This is a genomic window from Moorena sp. SIO1G6, from assembly GCF_010672795.1.
In the GTDB taxonomy this organism is placed as follows: domain Bacteria; phylum Cyanobacteriota; class Cyanobacteriia; order Cyanobacteriales; family Coleofasciculaceae; genus Moorena; species Moorena producens.
On record NZ_JAAHFZ010000015.1, the window covers coordinates 15,214 to 30,567 of the forward strand.

Annotated in this window: 12 protein-coding genes; 8 read left to right on the forward strand and 4 right to left on the reverse strand. The window is 44.4% G+C overall.

The annotated features are described in order from the left end of the window. The first annotated feature begins 85 nt into the window (after positions 1 to 85). Positions 86 to 616 (forward strand): hypothetical protein, encoded by a 531-nt coding sequence (locus F6K63_RS16395; protein ID WP_008188505.1) that lies wholly within the window; start codon positions 86 to 88, stop codon positions 614 to 616. Positions 617 to 1,593: 977 nt separating this feature from the next. Here F6K63_RS16395 and F6K63_RS16400 read toward each other — a convergent pair. After that, positions 1,594 to 2,457, reverse strand: coding sequence for a fimbrial biogenesis chaperone (locus F6K63_RS16400; protein ID WP_287312705.1), 864 nt, complete (start codon positions 2,455 to 2,457; stop codon positions 1,594 to 1,596). Between the two features lie 732 nt (positions 2,458 to 3,189). Between F6K63_RS16400 and F6K63_RS16405 the strand changes: the two genes are divergently transcribed. Then, the gene (locus F6K63_RS16405; RefSeq protein ID WP_008188501.1) at positions 3,190 to 5,274 is read left to right on the forward strand and encodes a tetratricopeptide repeat protein; all 2,085 of its coding nucleotides are present in this window, start codon (positions 3,190 to 3,192) and stop codon (positions 5,272 to 5,274) included. Positions 5,275 to 5,548: 274 nt separating this feature from the next. Here F6K63_RS16405 and F6K63_RS16410 read toward each other — a convergent pair whose 3' ends face one another. Then, the gene (locus tag F6K63_RS16410) at positions 5,549 to 7,840 is read right to left on the reverse strand and encodes a DNA polymerase III subunit gamma/tau (RefSeq protein WP_287312706.1); all 2,292 of its coding nucleotides are present in this window, start codon (positions 7,838 to 7,840) and stop codon (positions 5,549 to 5,551) included. 1,011 nt (positions 7,841 to 8,851) lie between these two features. On the opposite strand from F6K63_RS16410, the gene F6K63_RS16415 reads away from it, so the two are divergent. The 6 genes from F6K63_RS16415 to aroF all read left to right on the forward strand — a co-directional run bounded on the left by F6K63_RS16415 (position 8,852) and on the right by aroF (position 13,854). Further along, positions 8,852 to 9,154, forward strand: a complete 303-nt coding sequence (locus F6K63_RS16415) for a hypothetical protein (protein ID WP_008188499.1) — start codon at positions 8,852 to 8,854, stop codon at positions 9,152 to 9,154. 427 nt (positions 9,155 to 9,581) lie between these two features. Continuing rightward, on the forward strand, positions 9,582 to 10,820 hold the full coding sequence (locus F6K63_RS16420) for a GNAT family N-acetyltransferase (RefSeq protein ID WP_287312707.1): 1,239 nt from the start codon (positions 9,582 to 9,584) through the stop codon (positions 10,818 to 10,820). 112 nt (positions 10,821 to 10,932) lie between these two features. Further along, the gene (gene ruvX / locus F6K63_RS16425) at positions 10,933 to 11,388 is read left to right on the forward strand and encodes a Holliday junction resolvase RuvX (RefSeq protein WP_287312708.1); all 456 of its coding nucleotides are present in this window, start codon (positions 10,933 to 10,935) and stop codon (positions 11,386 to 11,388) included. A gap of 60 nt (positions 11,389 to 11,448) precedes the next feature. After that, complete coding sequence (gene rpsO / locus F6K63_RS16430) at positions 11,449 to 11,718, forward strand: 30S ribosomal protein S15 (protein WP_287312709.1); 270 nt, start codon at positions 11,449 to 11,451, stop codon at positions 11,716 to 11,718. A 35-nt stretch (positions 11,719 to 11,753) separates the two neighbouring features. Next, complete coding sequence (locus F6K63_RS16435; RefSeq protein WP_287312710.1) at positions 11,754 to 12,263, forward strand: PAM68 family protein; 510 nt, start codon at positions 11,754 to 11,756, stop codon at positions 12,261 to 12,263. Between the two features lie 526 nt (positions 12,264 to 12,789). Next, the gene (gene aroF / locus F6K63_RS16440) at positions 12,790 to 13,854 is read left to right on the forward strand and encodes a 3-deoxy-7-phosphoheptulonate synthase (protein WP_287265941.1); all 1,065 of its coding nucleotides are present in this window, start codon (positions 12,790 to 12,792) and stop codon (positions 13,852 to 13,854) included. Between the two features lie 98 nt (positions 13,855 to 13,952). Here the strand turns inward: aroF and F6K63_RS16445 are convergent, their stop codons facing one another. Beyond that, positions 13,953 to 14,765, reverse strand: a complete 813-nt coding sequence (locus tag F6K63_RS16445; protein WP_287265940.1) for a carbon-nitrogen hydrolase family protein — start codon at positions 14,763 to 14,765, stop codon at positions 13,953 to 13,955. Between the two features lie 113 nt (positions 14,766 to 14,878). Then, positions 14,879 to 15,313, reverse strand: coding sequence for a universal stress protein (locus F6K63_RS16450; RefSeq protein WP_287312711.1), 435 nt, complete (start codon positions 15,311 to 15,313; stop codon positions 14,879 to 14,881). Between the last annotated feature and the right edge of the window lie 41 nt (positions 15,314 to 15,354).

Sequence of the window (15,354 nt, forward strand, 5' to 3'; positions counted from 1 at the left end):
CGGATGTATCCAGTTAGGAAATTAGGAAACAATAGAATTACAAACAAATTACAAACAAACAGTTTATTCCCACCAGATAAAGGACATGAGAAACCAATTCGGTAAATCCTTATTTATTTCCGCCTTGACTGCTTTAGGTGTTGCTGTTGGTGCTACCAGTGCCTTTGCTCAGGAAGCTCCTGAGACAGAGCAGGAGTTTGAATTCCACGGCACAGTAGAGGGAACATGTTCTTTTTTAAATGTTCAACCTGGTAATTTAGCAAACCCTTTTCCCGAAGTATTAGTTGCTAATGACGTAGAAGGTGATCCTGCTACAGGTGTGATGGTGTGTAATAGTGGCGCAATTGTCTCTCTTGGGGATTTGATGCCGATGAATCGTCTATCTGAAGAACTTTTAGACACCGCCAATAACTACGAGTATGGAGTTACTTTTTTTGATCTTGGGGGTGGACCAGTTGGCGAGATTGGGCGTAGTAAGGAAGGACCTGCACTGCCACCCCAATCGTTACCTCCTAACCAATACGATGTTGAAGCTAACATGGAGATCGAGGGACTTTTACCCCTTAAAGGTGGTGATTATGCCTATAAGTTTACGGTGACAGCTACAGCTGACTAAACTCAACTATTGGCTGGAAGCCAGCGACGTATTCCGCTGGAAAATTGAACTGCAATTAACCTCTATATTTTTAGTTGTCTCCGTGGGAATCGGCTTCACCCGATTTTTCCTACGGAGACTTTACCAACAAACCGTTGATTTATAATAATCTAACATCAGCTAATTGTTCTGTCAATATCTAGAACAGCCTTTCCAGACAGATTTAAGTAAAAACAATTAGGGTCTGTATTATTTACTATGGGAATAAAAACCACCATAATCCTATAAAAAATATTACTATATTACCCGTAATTTTCTACATATTAATCAAGTTAAATTAGTTTAAAATTTCGGTATCTTTGCTGAATGGTTACAGTTTTTATTTTTTTAAAATAATTTCTAAAAATTTCCTTTACACCACCAGTTTACCCTAGCTCAAGTAGATGTAAGCATTCAGCTATCAGCCGTTGGCCGTAGGCCACGCTACTTGATGTGCCGTCAGGTAATCAAAGGGAGGTAGTAAACCAGCTGGGGGGTGGTGGTATGGCTGGTTGAAAATCCCTGCTCGTTGTACTCATCCGACCCCGTGCAGTTAAAGCGCCTGCTAGCACCTCAACTAGCACCATCTGTAGCGCATAAGCTGATACCTGTTCCCGTAGCGTGCGCGTAGCCCATTAGCTGACAGCTGAATGCTTACAACTGGAGTTTATCATAATTAGTTTTTAAAAGAAACAGGAAACAGGTAAATTCGGAGCAGATAACCGGATAATTTTTAATTAATAAAAAGATAATATCTGTGTTAAATACTACCTTTTTAATTCAGTCTTTGCAGTCTTGTAGAGAGATAGCATGCTACCTCTCTACTTTTGCTTAAGTTAGTGCCATTCGACTTAATCAAATCGGCTTCTTGGAGAAGTAGATAACTTGGGATATTGGCAGGATTGTGGAGACTAGTTTTGGACTTTTGCAAGAGGTCTGCTGATTGGCGTACTCTGAATTTACCTACTCTGAGCAGTGGTGCTGCTGGGCATAGTCAGATTAATACTAAAAGGCACACTTTGTCGATTCTCTTCTTCGCCCCAAAGCAAGGTTCCAGTCAATTGGTATTGTCCAGCTGTCAATTCCTTGGCATCACTAGGATATCCTAGGGAAATCTTTCGTTCCCCCCCAGCAATAACTGTCCATGGGTTTTGTTTACCAGTGGTGACCGTAGTGCTTCCCTGTTTCAGAGTCCACTCCAACTTGGGACGTGCAGTGGCATTGCCACTGTTGCTAACCTGTAACAGAATCTGCTTACTCTTGTCATCAAAGCTCGCTTCCTCTACGGTCAACTGGGGAGAAATATCTCCATGACGTACATAGACAGTGACACCAACGCGAGGTACGATGCCCATACTGACACCACCACGGTTATTCTGGGAATGTTCCAGATTTTCTGTGAAAATCACTGCCCGATATTCCCCTTTCTCCATACTAGGAGGAAAGCGGGAAATCATTCGGATGCGGCGAGTTACTCCTGGTTCTACCACCAATTCACGAGGGGAGAATTGTAGATAAGGGGTTAAATCATTAGAGCTAGATTCCAATGCCTCAAACCCATTTTCATCGTAGGTAAAAGGTGTCGCATAGACACGGGCTCGAAATGCCTTATTACTGCGATTGGTGACGTTGATGATACCTCGGGCTTGACCTCGTTCTGCTTCTTCTTCAATAACTAAGGGAGAAACTTGAACCTGAGCTTTAGCTAATCCGGGAAACAGCACCAGTGCAGATAAGGCGCAACTACCTAAATAAGTTATTAAATGTTGATTGAGTTTAATCATTTCTAGGGAACAGGGAACAGGGAACAGGGAACAGGTCATCGGGAATCGGGAATCGGGAATCGGAACCCACCCCTAACCCCTCCCAGGAGGGGAACGGGAATCGGGAATCGGGAATCGGGAATCGGGAAAAATATTTGTACCTATTTACTATACAAAGTAAGGATTTAGCTTATGCGCTACGTCCCAGCGTCGAAGCCTATGCCACGATAATTGAGGTGCCAAAGGCCAACGCCTGACAGCTGACGGCTGACAGCTGATAGCTGATAGCACCTCAAGTAGCACCATCTGTAGCGCATATGCTTACGATAATTTAGTAAACAGCGATATATAGCACTACCCATTAAGGTTAGGACATTTATAAAAGCAGCAAAAGCTATTATATTCAGCTATTGCTAGCATGCCTATTGCCTATTGCCTTGCGCGTAGCGCTATACTTTAATCTATTGTTGACTAAATTTATGGTAATAGCTATGGTTAAAATTACTGATTTTTATATACTATTATTTTTCAACAATCGTTATAAATACGGATATAGCAATGCTAAGTGATTTGTAAGTAGTCACACAAAAAAAATTACCTGTTTTACAAAATAAAAATCCTGATGTTATAAGCCTTACCGATAATAGGAAGAGGTAATTTATTTTGTAATGATACTTAAACAATACTTACCTTAAAATCGTCCTGAGTGCTAAGTAGTGATAAATTAAGCCACGATCACAGAATATTCAAGTTCAATCCTGACTTAGGCAACAAAACCAGGAAAAGGTTGATATGGAATCCCTTTGCTCTGACACCTATGCCAGCATGATAGTAACGGACATTGCCTCAAATCAAGAAATTTCCAGTTGGAATCGGCAAACCTATCAACGTTTGAAACTCGCTTTGAGTATTGGTCTGCGCCGCCAGCTTTTTTTGGCAGTGTGTGATGACCTGAATCTGCGCAACCAGCTAGCAGATCAATTATACCGGGAGTTAGGCTTATGTGCAGCAAACGGGTCAATGAACCACCAAGGTTACCCAAACTTGGTCAGCCTGAATTTAAATCTGAGCGAACCCAATCCCTTAGCTCAGATTAGTCAATGGTTAACCGACCATGAGGAATCTTACACTTCTGAAAGTATACCGGGATTTCAGATTCTGGGTATAGAAAACTTAACACGGCAACCCGCAGCACTGCAACGATTGTTTCTCAGGCATTTACAGTCAATTGGGAATAATCTCAGCTACTGGGAACTGACTTTCTTGCTTTGGTTGCCACGACCTTGGTTTTATTCCATTCAGCAGTCGGTACCAGAATTTTGGCAACAGCACACTGGTTTCTTTGAGTTTGAAGGAGAACCAACACCCCTATCCCAAAGGGTGGCTGATACAGCACAGGCTTCTTACACATTACCCCCCTCAACAACAGTAATCGATCCTGGTCAGGAAGATGTGGAGACACTGTTAGGGCAAGAGGATATGTTGACAGTTAAAAGTTTTAATGTTGAAGCTTTAAACGATAACTTTCAATCAAAGAATGTGCGACTTGAAAATCACAGTGAAACACCACAAGATAACTTACAAATAAATAACCTGCGACCGACAACTGAAACTGAAACACCACAAGATAACTCTGAACCAAATAACTTGCAACCTGGAACTCAAAAACCATCTACAGGCCAAACCTATCTTGAATTGGGCAATCATTATCGCTACCTGATTGAACAAGGAGATGCCTCTGAGGAAAACTTAGTGATCGCAATCCAGGCTTATGAGCAGGCGCTGCAATGGTCACAATTCACACCTATCGAAGAATCCGCTATCCTCAATGATGTGGGAAATTTCTACTGGATGCTATCTCGTTGTCCGAACAATGACAACCTGATGCTCTCTTATTTAGAGCAAGCCATTAAATGCTATCAAGTAGCACTAACTGACTTTTTAGCGGAACAATCTCCCGAAATTTTTAGCATGATACAGAATAATTTGGGAACAGCTTATGGAGAGTTAGCCCAGTACCAAGATTTAGCTAAAAATCTGGAAAATTCTATTCGCGCCTATGAAGAAGCTTTGCGCTATGGCGGTGCTGACCATGACTTGGTTAAATATGCTTCAACCCAGAATAACTTAGGAACGGCTTACTGGAATCTAGCGCAACATCAATCACCAGTGCCGAATTTAAAGAAAGCGATCGCAGCCTACCAAGAAGCCATCTCTCATCATGACACCACAGCCAATCCTCAGAATTGGGCAATGATTCAAAATAACCTGGGTACGACTTACTGGAGTCTTGCCCAGCACGAACAACCAACAGTCTGGTTGAAGCTAGCCATATATGCCTATCAAGATGCTCTCAAATACCGGAAACCGGAGGTTGACCCAGCTGGCTATGCTGCAACCCAGAATAACCTAGGTACCGCCTACTGGCACTTAGCCGACCAGTTAAAGGAGGAATATGGGGCAAAAGCAGAATACTTTAAGCAATGTATAACGGCTTATGAAAATGCTCTTGCGATCGCAGGATATCAACCACACCCTTCTGACCAAGTCTCTAACCATAACAGATCACCTGTACCAGTTAATTTTGATATTATAGCTACCTACAACAACTTGGGGCTAGTTAATTTCCAGCTAGCGACACACCCACAATTTTCCTTAAGCAAAGGGTCTAAGTTAACTCATTTAGAAGCTGCCCTACACCAACATGTCCAAGCTTGTATGGGTACAGTTGAGCAACCGGAAACCTACCAAATTTCTCTGAATTACCTAATCCACACCATTCGAGCATTCTCTCGGGAAAATGGTCCTGCGGGACAAAGCTTTGCCCTTTCTAAAGTGCCAGGTCAGCTATTACCAGAAATTTTGCATCGCCTATAGGGTTTGTCTCTGGGTTGTAAACACACGAATTGGGGCAAAAGGCAAAAGGCAATAGGCATGCTAGCAATAGGGGAAAGAGAACCTCAGTTTTATTGTCCAATAAAAAAAGACCATACAGGTTTCCATCTCAAATACCAACGCTATAGGAGCCTAGTAATTTAAATTTAAATTTAAATTACCAATTCTAGATATCAAAAATTATCACAAATAATTTTTGATGCCATATTCCCTACTCTCTGCTCCCTTTGCTAGCCCAATTCCCAAATTTATAATTCTAAAAAGATAGTTCACCATCTTGATCATATTGTAACTGTTGAGGCTTGTTGTGAATCTTTCTAGGAAACGGTCTTGGATCAGGTTGATTTTCGGCTACTGATGATTGGGGTTGCTCTTGGTCAAAGATAGCCTGAGTATCATTGACAAACGATTCTACTAATGGCTCCTTGGGCATCACTTCATTATTACTCAGCTCATCATTTAAATCAATAATTTCTCCGCCAAAACAATCTTTAATTTTCCCTAAAGCTTGCTCTATTTGATCAGCATCCCAGTCTAAGTCAGAGAAATCATAACCTCCCTTGGATAATACAGTGTCCACTGCTTCAGATGCTTCAGAATTGCTAGGAGGGGCAAGGTTTTCTGGCTGGGATGGTTGGGAGGAGGGGTTTACTGCTGGCTTTGAAGAGTCACTGGTGCTAGGTGGCACAACTAGTTTGGCCTTGGTTGAATCCCCCTTTGAATCCCCCTTGCTGTTTGAAGATTCCTGTGGTGCTGGGGTAGTGATTGGTGGAGGTAATTTCTGAGTTGGTACTGCTGCTAGGGTCACTCTTGATTGAGGAGCGGTCTGGGACGGGTTTGCTCCTACGAGTTGGAAATTAACTTTCACATGACCTGGATGGACTTTGGCAAATGCCTTTTGAATTTGGGGCAACATTCCTTTTATAAGCTGTTGTACACCCTTCTTTTTGATGCCAATAGATGCCTCTCGGCCATTGAAAGCTAATAAACAGCCGTTGCTACGCAGTATTTCTCTAGACCCATCCAGTTCAATATTACGAATGACCTGTTGCCAAACCTGCTCGATTTCGTAGGGCTGGTTGCTAACCTCGCTATCTTGCTCAACAATAGCGCTATGGTCAACCGCCTGATTCGGTATTGAGGTTGTAGCTAAATCAGGGGTTTTGGGTATGCCATTGGTAGAGGTGTCTGGGTGTGGTTGAAACCCTAACCTTTCTGAAGGCTTAGGCTCCTCAGTTTTCTGAGTCTTGGGCTTCTGAGCTGGTTTACTTGGATGCTCTGGTTTAGGAGTAGTCTGATCTCGAGCAGAGGTTGATTGATTGTATGGCTCTTTTCTGGGCTGATGTTTCCCAACTGGTGGTAGTTTAGGCTGGTGCCTAGGTTTAACCGAAGGTGCTGAGGGTTTGACTGATGGATTTTCAGGGAATAACTTTGAGGTTTCTACGGATTGAGAGGCAAGAGCCGCTGGCAATAAACCCATTAGGGTTACTTCTAACCAGAGACGGGGCTGGGTAGTGTTTTTGATCTGAATTTCACTGTCTTTTAGATGCTGTTGACCACGTAAAATACTCTCCACATCCAGCTGTTTAGCTAACTCACACAGCTTCTGCCAGGTGGGGAGGGTGATGGCTGATAAATTATTACGAGCAGGAGCAGTTTTAGCAATCAACAAATCTCGGTAGAAGCTAGCCAGATTTTGTAGGATAACTAGGGGCTCTCGACCTCTATCGATCAGATAGCCACATTGTTCTAGTACTGCTACTGCTTCAGAAGATGCGATCGCGTTTAGCAATGCCAGCAAGTCTTGTTCAGGTAATGCCCCCACTAAATCCCAAACCTGCTCTACCGTGACCTGTTCATCTAACAAACTCAGTTGATCTAGCAAACTTTCTGCATCCCGGAGCCCGCCTTGAGCCCCTTGTGCCACTAAGGTTAAGGCATCTGGTGTAATAGTTATATTTTCCTTAACTGCAATATCCTTCAGATGAGACACCATTGCCTCTAGGGGAATGCGGCGAAAATCAAAGCGTTGGCAGCGGGAAATAATGGTGGGTAATACCCGTTGAGGGTCTGTGGTAGCCAAGATGAAGACTACCCGCTCCGGTGGTTCTTCCAGGGTTTTGAGAAGGGAGTTGAAGGCTGCGGTACTAAGCATATGGCATTCATCGATCACATACACTTTGTAGCGGCACTGGACTGGGGCAAATTGAGCCCGTTCAATGATTTCCCTGATATTATCTACACCTGTATGACTAGCTGCATCCATCTCAGTCACATCCAAGGATAAACCACCAGCGATCTCACGGCAGACGTGACATTCCCCACAAGGAAATGGAGTTGGCAAATCAGTCTTGAGACAGTTGAGAGACTTAGCTAAAATCCGTGCTGAAGAGGTTTTCCCGGTACCTCTAGGGCCAGTAAACAAATAGGCAGGGGCAATGCGCTCACTCTCGATGGCATTGGTTAGGGTTTTTGCGATCGCATCTTGCCCCACTAAATCTGCAAATCTCTGGGGACGATATTTGTGATGTAGGGGTTCGTAGCTCACGACTTTGTGCTGTGGGGGGCTTACCAGATTGCTCTAGTAGTGTTTTAGTGACATACTCCCGACGCTGCCAAGCACGGGACAGTGCGGGCTTCTTTCCAACACCAGCTACTGCTTAGGTTACACGGGTTACTTTATTAACGACACGGTCAGAAGTTACCCCAGCGAGCAATCCCTCGCTGGGGCAGCCTTTATGGCTAGGAGGCTTGGCTGAAAGGGTTAAAACTTTGAGGCGCGACCCATGGCGAATTAAATTCGCCTAGGTCAAGCGCGCCTCCATTTGGCATTTCGACGTTCCGACCCTTGCCCCGCGCTGACCATAGTACACTTAGCCTATCCGGTAAAGTGCGGGGCTTCTCGCGGTTTAGCTAATAGTGTTTTAATTTTAGGCAAGACATATGGGGGTCTTTTTAGGGATTGCTGGAGACAGGGGTTTGTTAAACCTTTATCTTCGGTGGTAATCTTTCACCAAAGATAGTAACAGGGATATCAGACTCCTATACTACTGATGGGTTACCTTACTTGACACTCCCCACAGCTATAAGCAGGGGGATTCTTGGCTCACCGAATTGACTTGCCGTGACAGGTTTACACCAACCACAGTAGAGGTCAAATCTCCCCAAGCGTTCAGAATCATTGATCTAAGTTCCGGTGTGCCCCACCGTACTCAGGGTTTTTCCTCAGACTTGCCAGGCTTTCTCTAATTTCTTGCCCAATGACTTTCATAGGCCATCATATCGTTAGATTGAATTACGCAATGTGCATTCTCAAGACACATTTTTTACGTTACCTACTTATATCAAAGGGTCATCTCCAATACTGGCGTGCCTTACTATCTGATTATATACTACCAGAGCCAGTATCAGCATTCGAGATCAAAATTAGCTGACGGGGAATAAATTCCCTTCGGGCTCATCCCCATAACGATAAGTTAGGGGATGAGCCCTCAGAGCTTTCGGTAAACTATATAATCGAGCATTTCTACCTCATCGATATATATCTTCTGTTTTAATTATGGAATCAGCTATTTCTTCTTCTGTTAGTACTACTGACGAATTACCCCGCGAGGTGAGAGTTGCTCAACTGCGTAATCTGGTAGAAACTCTACACATCGCGGATGAAATTGCCAGCCAAGGCTACCTGATTAGTAGTTCTGAACTGGCCGATTTAATGGATGTGAACGCCAGCGCTGTCACTAGTCGGGGTAACCACTGGTCTTGGCGCAACTGGGTTGTCTCAAGGGTCAGGCGTGAAGGTAATCAAATTCTGTGGCAGTTAGAACGGGTAGACAAAGGGAATATAATGGATGAAGACTAAGCCTTACAAGACTAAGCGCTAGATAAGGGCATGCCTATACTACCTTGAGACTATGTTGGTAAGCAGTCAGCAGTCAGCGGTCAGCAGTCAGCGGTCAGGTTATTTGATTCAATTGCGGTGTACTCCTCAAGTAGTGTGGCCACAGGCTGATAGCTGATAGCTGATAGCTGATAGCTGATAGCTTACCTATGTTGAGACTATGTTGAGTGTTCACCCTTGACCGACCCTTAACGATTAACACTCAACACTCCCAGTGGTTGATTAAACCCCATGAACACAACTTAATATTACTCATATGTCTTGTCACAACTGGGATGATGGGAAAATAGCTAATATATTGGCAGTAACCCTAGTCTTGCCAATGTAGGTTACAGCGCAAGAACATGGGTCAAACAGAGCGAGCAGCTTCATGGCATCCGTACCCAAAATGACTTCACCTGTCTCGGAAAACCCGAAGAACTTGATCCGCCCATTTCAATACCATGATTTGGCAGCAATAGAGAAGCTAGTGCAACAGGCAACAGATGGCCAGAGTAAGATCTGCCCATCTGTTGTCCCACAGCCACTTAAGCACGTTAGAGGCTGGTATTGGTTGCTGAAGTTTTTGAGTTGGTTTCCCAACCCCTATCAGTACAGCTTTTGTATCTATGTGGCTGAGCAACTCCAAAAGCTGCGTGGACTGATCAAAATTTCCCCATTTAATCACACCCGTAGTACTTGGCGGGTGGAGCAGGTGTTAGTTGATGCCAACACTCCTTGTGTGAGTAACACCCTGGCAAATAGAGACATTGGCTCGGCTCTGTTGCGCCATTGTTTTGAAAAAATTTGGCAAGCGCGAACTTGGTTATTGGAAGTCAATATCAATCATAAAAGTTCACTGGCTCTGTATCGGCAAAACGGATTCCAACCCCTAGCTCAGATGACCTACTGGGTGATAGAGCCAACACTGCTGGAAAAATTGGCGGTTCGTGAACCAGATTTGCAGAACCTGTTGCCTGTCAGTAACGCAGATGCTCAGTTGCTCTATCAGCTGGATACGACATCAATGCCACCAATAGTGCGTAAGGTTTTTGACCGCCATATCCAGGATTTTCAAACCAGTATGTCACGGAAAATCATTGATTCACTGTGGCAGTGGCTAAATCATACTGAAGTGATCAGTTCCTATGTATTTGAACCACAGCGTAAAGTTGCCGTTGGCTATTTTCGGCTGCGACTGTGCCGTGATGGTAACCGTACCAACTCAGCTGAGTTAACAGTTCATCCAGCCTACAATTACCTATATCCAGAGTTACTGTCTCAAATAGCACGAATTGCCAAAAAACTGCCTTCCCAATCCCTACATCTGGCAACGGCTGACTATGAAGCGGAGCAGGAAGAGTATCTAGCTCAGCTGGGAGCAGAACGAATTGAGCATACTCTGCTGATGTCCCGTTCCGTATGGCATAAGTTGCGGGAAAACAAGTCTGTTACTTTTGAGTTATCGGATGTGCTTCAGGGGCTACAGCCAGCCCGAACCCCAATCCCCAGCCGCATATCCTGGTCACAATCCCCATCGAAGAAACACCGTGCTAAGGGGAAAAAGGTCTCTATTGGGGTTTCCCAGTCTAAGAGTGTAGTCTCTCAAGAGGAGACGGTGTCGGTTAAATCTTCAGATCAGAAGTAGTTAATTATCCCCAATTGGGTTCTAACAACTAATTTTCAGATGCCCCATACCTGATCTGCCATTTCCAAAAATAGCTCTTTGACTGTAAGTTGATAAGATGGGGGATCAAGCTATGGAAAGAATTTCAGCACTGGGATTGGATTTGGGAAGCAAACGTATTGGTGTGGCGGGTTGTGATGGGACGGGTTTGATTGCTACTGGTTTAACTACCATTGAGCGTACCTCCTTTCAGCGGGATGTTGACCAACTGCGAGAGTTAGTTGAAACCAGAGAAGTGCAGGTACTAGTGGTAGGTTTGCCTTATTCGATGAATGGGACTCTGGGTTTCCAGGCACAAAAGGTGCAAAAATTGGCTAGGCGATTAGCAGCAGCACTCCAGCTGCCGCTAGAGTATATCGATGAACGGCTTACCTCTTGGGAGGCTGAATCGCGACTTAAGGCGAGTAAGCGATCGCTTAGCCAAAATAAAGGACTGATTGACCGTCACGCTGCTGCTATTATCCTACAACAGTGGTTAGATAGGCGGCGCTCAGCTAATCATCAGAATCCTCCAGCCTCTGGGAATTGAATCCCTTCTTGATGGTGATAGAATAGAAAACTGTTGACTTATACTAATTAAACTTTATCAATGAGTCTAACTCAAGAACGTAAAACTGAAATTATTAATGGCTACCAGGTTCATGAAACTGACACTGGTTCGGCAGAGGTGCAAGTAGCTATCCTGACTGAGCGTATCAATACATTGAGTCTCCATCTACAAAGCCACAAAAAAGATTACTCGTCGAGACGGGGATTGTTAAAGATGATCGGTCGCCGCAAGCGCTTACTTAGCTATATTCGTCAAGAGGATCAACAACGGTATCAAAAATTGATTGAGCGCTTAGGTATTCGGGGATAGACCCTAGTTGAATAGACCCTAGTGGAAAAGAGTGTATGTCTACTGAACCGTCACGGGAGCGATTGCCTTTTGAACCACGTCAAAAGCGCAGAAAGAACTCTAAAGCCCAAAATTCATCAACAAATCCCCAAACTACTCCTAAGGAAAAACCCAGTAAAACTACTGTCAAGCAAGATAAGAAGCCAGATAAGAAGCAAGATAAGCCAACGGCAGCCTCAAATGACTCAATGGCAATCCCCGATGTGGTCAGTAAACGGATGGTGCGTCGGATGGGTCTAATGTGTGGTATTCCCAGTTTCTTAGGGATAGTTACATTTGTGGTTAGCTATTTATTGATCACACAGGTTGGGGTAGAGTTACCCCATGTGGCAGTGATTCTGGTGAGTATGGGATGCTTTGGTCTAGGTGTGTTGGGGTTGAGCTATGGTGTTCTTTCTGCTTCGTGGGAGGAAGATATACCAGGAACTTTTTTTGGTTGGCAAGAGTTCACCACTAACCTAGGCAGATTGACATCAGCATGGCGTACTGCTAAGTCAAAGAGTTAACCCTTTGGGGAGCCTATGATCTCAGTTTGGGGATAAGTTTACCAGGTAGGAAGCCCAAAAGTGCTTCCTAACTAACCTGGGTAAGTAATTTGTTATGGTAATTAACATATTATTATATTAATTAGTTATATTTTTGCGTTCTTCCGCCTAAATCAAAGATTGTAGACAGGGAGTTCCCTCAAAATTTTGCTTAAAACAGATATCGTGACTAGTTAAACATTAATATAAGCCAAAAAGGCATATCTAGAGCAAGAAAGTGTTCTGTAGAATAATTAAAGCACTCTGTCAACAGCAAAGGGAGTAAAAGGGAGTAACTCGACCATCTCCCACCCACATTCCCAGACTGGGACTAAAGGCCCTAAGCTGTTAAAAATCTAGTTGTATGAGACACTCTAAGGGAAATCTTGGGTTTCAGCCTTAGAATTATGTTTGTTTTGATGTACAACCAATTAATCGGCTCTTAGTCGGCTCGTTTTTCCTCCCCGGTCATTAGACGCGGGGTTTATAAACTCACGAGGATTTTTTTATGATAGTAGTAATGAAGGTAGGCTCTCCAGAAGTCGAGGTGACTCGCCTGAGCCAGGAATTTAGCCAATGGGGGCTGACTCCAGAAAAAATTGTTGGTAAGCATAAAGTGGTGTTGGGTCTAGTCGGTGACACCGCTTCTTTAGACCCCCTACAAATTCAGGAAATTAGTCCGTGGATAGAACAGGTACTGCGGGTAGAGCAACCGTTTAAACGGGCTAGCCGTGAGTATCGTCATGGGGAAGCCAGTGAGGTATTAGTGCCAACGCCGAATGGACCTGTTGTGTTCGGTGAACACCATCCCTTGGTAATTGTTGCCGGTCCGTGCTCGGTGGAAAACGAGGAGATGATCGTGGAAACAGCACGGCGGGTTAAGGCATCAGGAGCCAAGTTCCTGCGGGGAGGTGCCTACAAACCCCGGACATCCCCCTATTCGTTCCAGGGTCATGGAGAAAGTGCCTTGGATTTGCTAGCCAAGGCACGGGAAGAAACTGGGTTGGGCATCATTACTGAAGTGATGGACACGGCTGATGTGGATAAAATTGGTATGGTAGCAGATGTTCTGCAAGTGGGTGCCCGTAACATGCAGAATTTTGCCCTACTGAAAAAAGTGGGGGCTCAAGATAAGCCAGTACTCCTGAAGCGGGGGATGTCAGCAACTATTGATGAGTGGTTGATGGCTGCTGAATATATCCTAGCAGCGGGCAATTCTAATGTGATTCTTTGTGAACGGGGAATTCGGACATTTGACCGTAAATACAGCCGGAATACCCTAGATCTTTCAGTAGTCCCAGTCTTGCGCACCCTCACTCACTTGCCGATTATGATTGACCCCAGTCACGGCACAGGGAAGTCGGATTATGTTCCAGCTATGGCAAAAGCAGCGATCGCAGCTGGAACTGACTCGTTGATGATCGAAGTTCACCCCAACCCCGCTAAAGCCCTGTCTGATGGACCACAATCTTTGACACCGGAGCGGTTTGACGAGTTGGTGAAAGAAATGGCGGTCATCGGCAAAGCCGTAGGGCGTTGGTCTGAATCTGCTGTGCCTGTTGCTACTCATTAGTAGTTAGTTCTTAGTGATGACCTGAGTTCGAGATTACTAACTTGATCCAGAACTCAGGTTAATTAAGACTGATAGCTAATAAGATAACTAAGAACTAATCAAACAAACACTCTGTGTTCTAGACAAGGCATCTGTTGGCGGACTTGTTGGAGGCGGTCTGGGTCAATTTCTGCGATCGCAACTCCTGGTGTGTCTCCAGCATCTGCCAAGATTACCCCCCAAGGGTCTACTATCATAGCATGACCATGGGTGTAGCGCATGGCATAGTGACGACCAGTTTGGGCTGGGGCAATGACATAGCAGGTGTTTTCTATGGCTCTAGCTTGGAGCAGAACTTGCCAATGGTCTTTGCCAGTGTAGGCGGTGAAGGCAGCAGGCACAAACAATACATCGGCTCCATTCTGGGATAAGTGTCTGTATAGTTCCGAGAATCGGACATCATAACACACAGAGAGTCCCAAATTGCCGAATTCTGGGGACGAGTAGACCTTGGGTAGTTCAGTTCCAGCCTTAACTGTCTCTGATTCTCTATAGGTATTCCCATCAGGAAGGTTAACATCAAATAGATGAGCTTTATGGTAGCGAGCTAGTTCATTGCCACTCGAACCGATGAGTAGGGCAGTATTGTAGACTTTACTAGTACCCACTGGTACGGGAAAGCCACCACCAAGGATGGTGACCTGGAACCGTTGCGCCATAGTTTTGATGAATTGTTCACTTTGCTCTGCGATCGCATCAGCGTGGGTAATTTTGTCTTCCTCTGTACCAAGAAAAGAAAAGTTTTCCGGTAAGCTAATCAGCTCAGCACCACGACGCACGGCTAGGTCGATCAGTTCTTCTGCCTGAACTAGGTTTTTTTCTAGGTCAGGGGAGCTAGTCATTTGAATGGCAGCTGCAAGATAGCACTTCATTATGATTCAACCCTAGAGTTTTCAATATAGACAGATATTAAATCTGATATTAAATCTATTTTCTATATTTTCCCCAGAATGCCCCAAACCAAATTAAAAAAAATTAATCACTGTTAGACTTCCCGTCGCAGAACCAGCACTGGACAGTGGGCAAATCGAACCACTCGCTCAGCTACTGACCCCAAGACAAATCGTTTCAGACCGGTATAGCCATGAGATGGGATCACAATCAGGTCAATAGCTTGTTCCCTGGCGTAGTCGATGATGTTTGAGGCAGGATTTCCGATGGTGACGTTGATATGAATTCCTTGGTATAGAGGTTCCTTGAATCTCTCAGAAAGCACGTTTTCCACATGGGATTTACGAGTCTGGCTATCTACCGTACGCCACATAACTCCCGGTTCACCAGGGTTGAGAGGAGGTAGGACATGGATAACGTATATATGAGATGCATCCTTGACAAAGTCTATTGTTTTTTCTAAAGCCTCAAAGGAGGTTTCATAAAAATCAATTGGGACAAGTATACGGTCGGTGGCAAATAAGCTCATAGATTCACTCCTATGGCTTGTTTAAAAATATTATAAATACT

Excerpts from the sequence above, each read along its gene's own strand:
- F6K63_RS16395 (WP_008188505.1), top strand. The coding sequence starts at position 86 with ATGAGAAACCAATTCGGTAAATCCTTATTTATTTCCGCCTTGACTGCT.
- F6K63_RS16400 (WP_287312705.1), bottom strand. The coding sequence starts at position 2,457 with ATGACCTGTTCCCTGTTCCCTGTTCCCTGTTCCCTAGAAATGATTAAA.
- F6K63_RS16405 (WP_008188501.1), top strand. The coding sequence starts at position 3,190 with ATGGAATCCCTTTGCTCTGACACCTATGCCAGCATGATAGTAACGGAC.
- F6K63_RS16415 (WP_008188499.1), top strand. The coding sequence starts at position 8,852 with ATGGAATCAGCTATTTCTTCTTCTGTTAGTACTACTGACGAATTACCC.
- F6K63_RS16420 (WP_287312707.1), top strand. The coding sequence starts at position 9,582 with ATGACTTCACCTGTCTCGGAAAACCCGAAGAACTTGATCCGCCCATTT.
- ruvX (WP_287312708.1), top strand. The coding sequence starts at position 10,933 with ATGGAAAGAATTTCAGCACTGGGATTGGATTTGGGAAGCAAACGTATT.
- rpsO (WP_287312709.1), top strand. The coding sequence starts at position 11,449 with ATGAGTCTAACTCAAGAACGTAAAACTGAAATTATTAATGGCTACCAG.
- F6K63_RS16435 (WP_287312710.1), top strand. The coding sequence starts at position 11,754 with ATGTCTACTGAACCGTCACGGGAGCGATTGCCTTTTGAACCACGTCAA.
- aroF (WP_287265941.1), top strand. The coding sequence starts at position 12,790 with ATGATAGTAGTAATGAAGGTAGGCTCTCCAGAAGTCGAGGTGACTCGC.
- F6K63_RS16445 (WP_287265940.1), bottom strand. The coding sequence starts at position 14,765 with ATGAAGTGCTATCTTGCAGCTGCCATTCAAATGACTAGCTCCCCTGAC.
- F6K63_RS16450 (WP_287312711.1), bottom strand. The coding sequence starts at position 15,313 with ATGAGCTTATTTGCCACCGACCGTATACTTGTCCCAATTGATTTTTAT.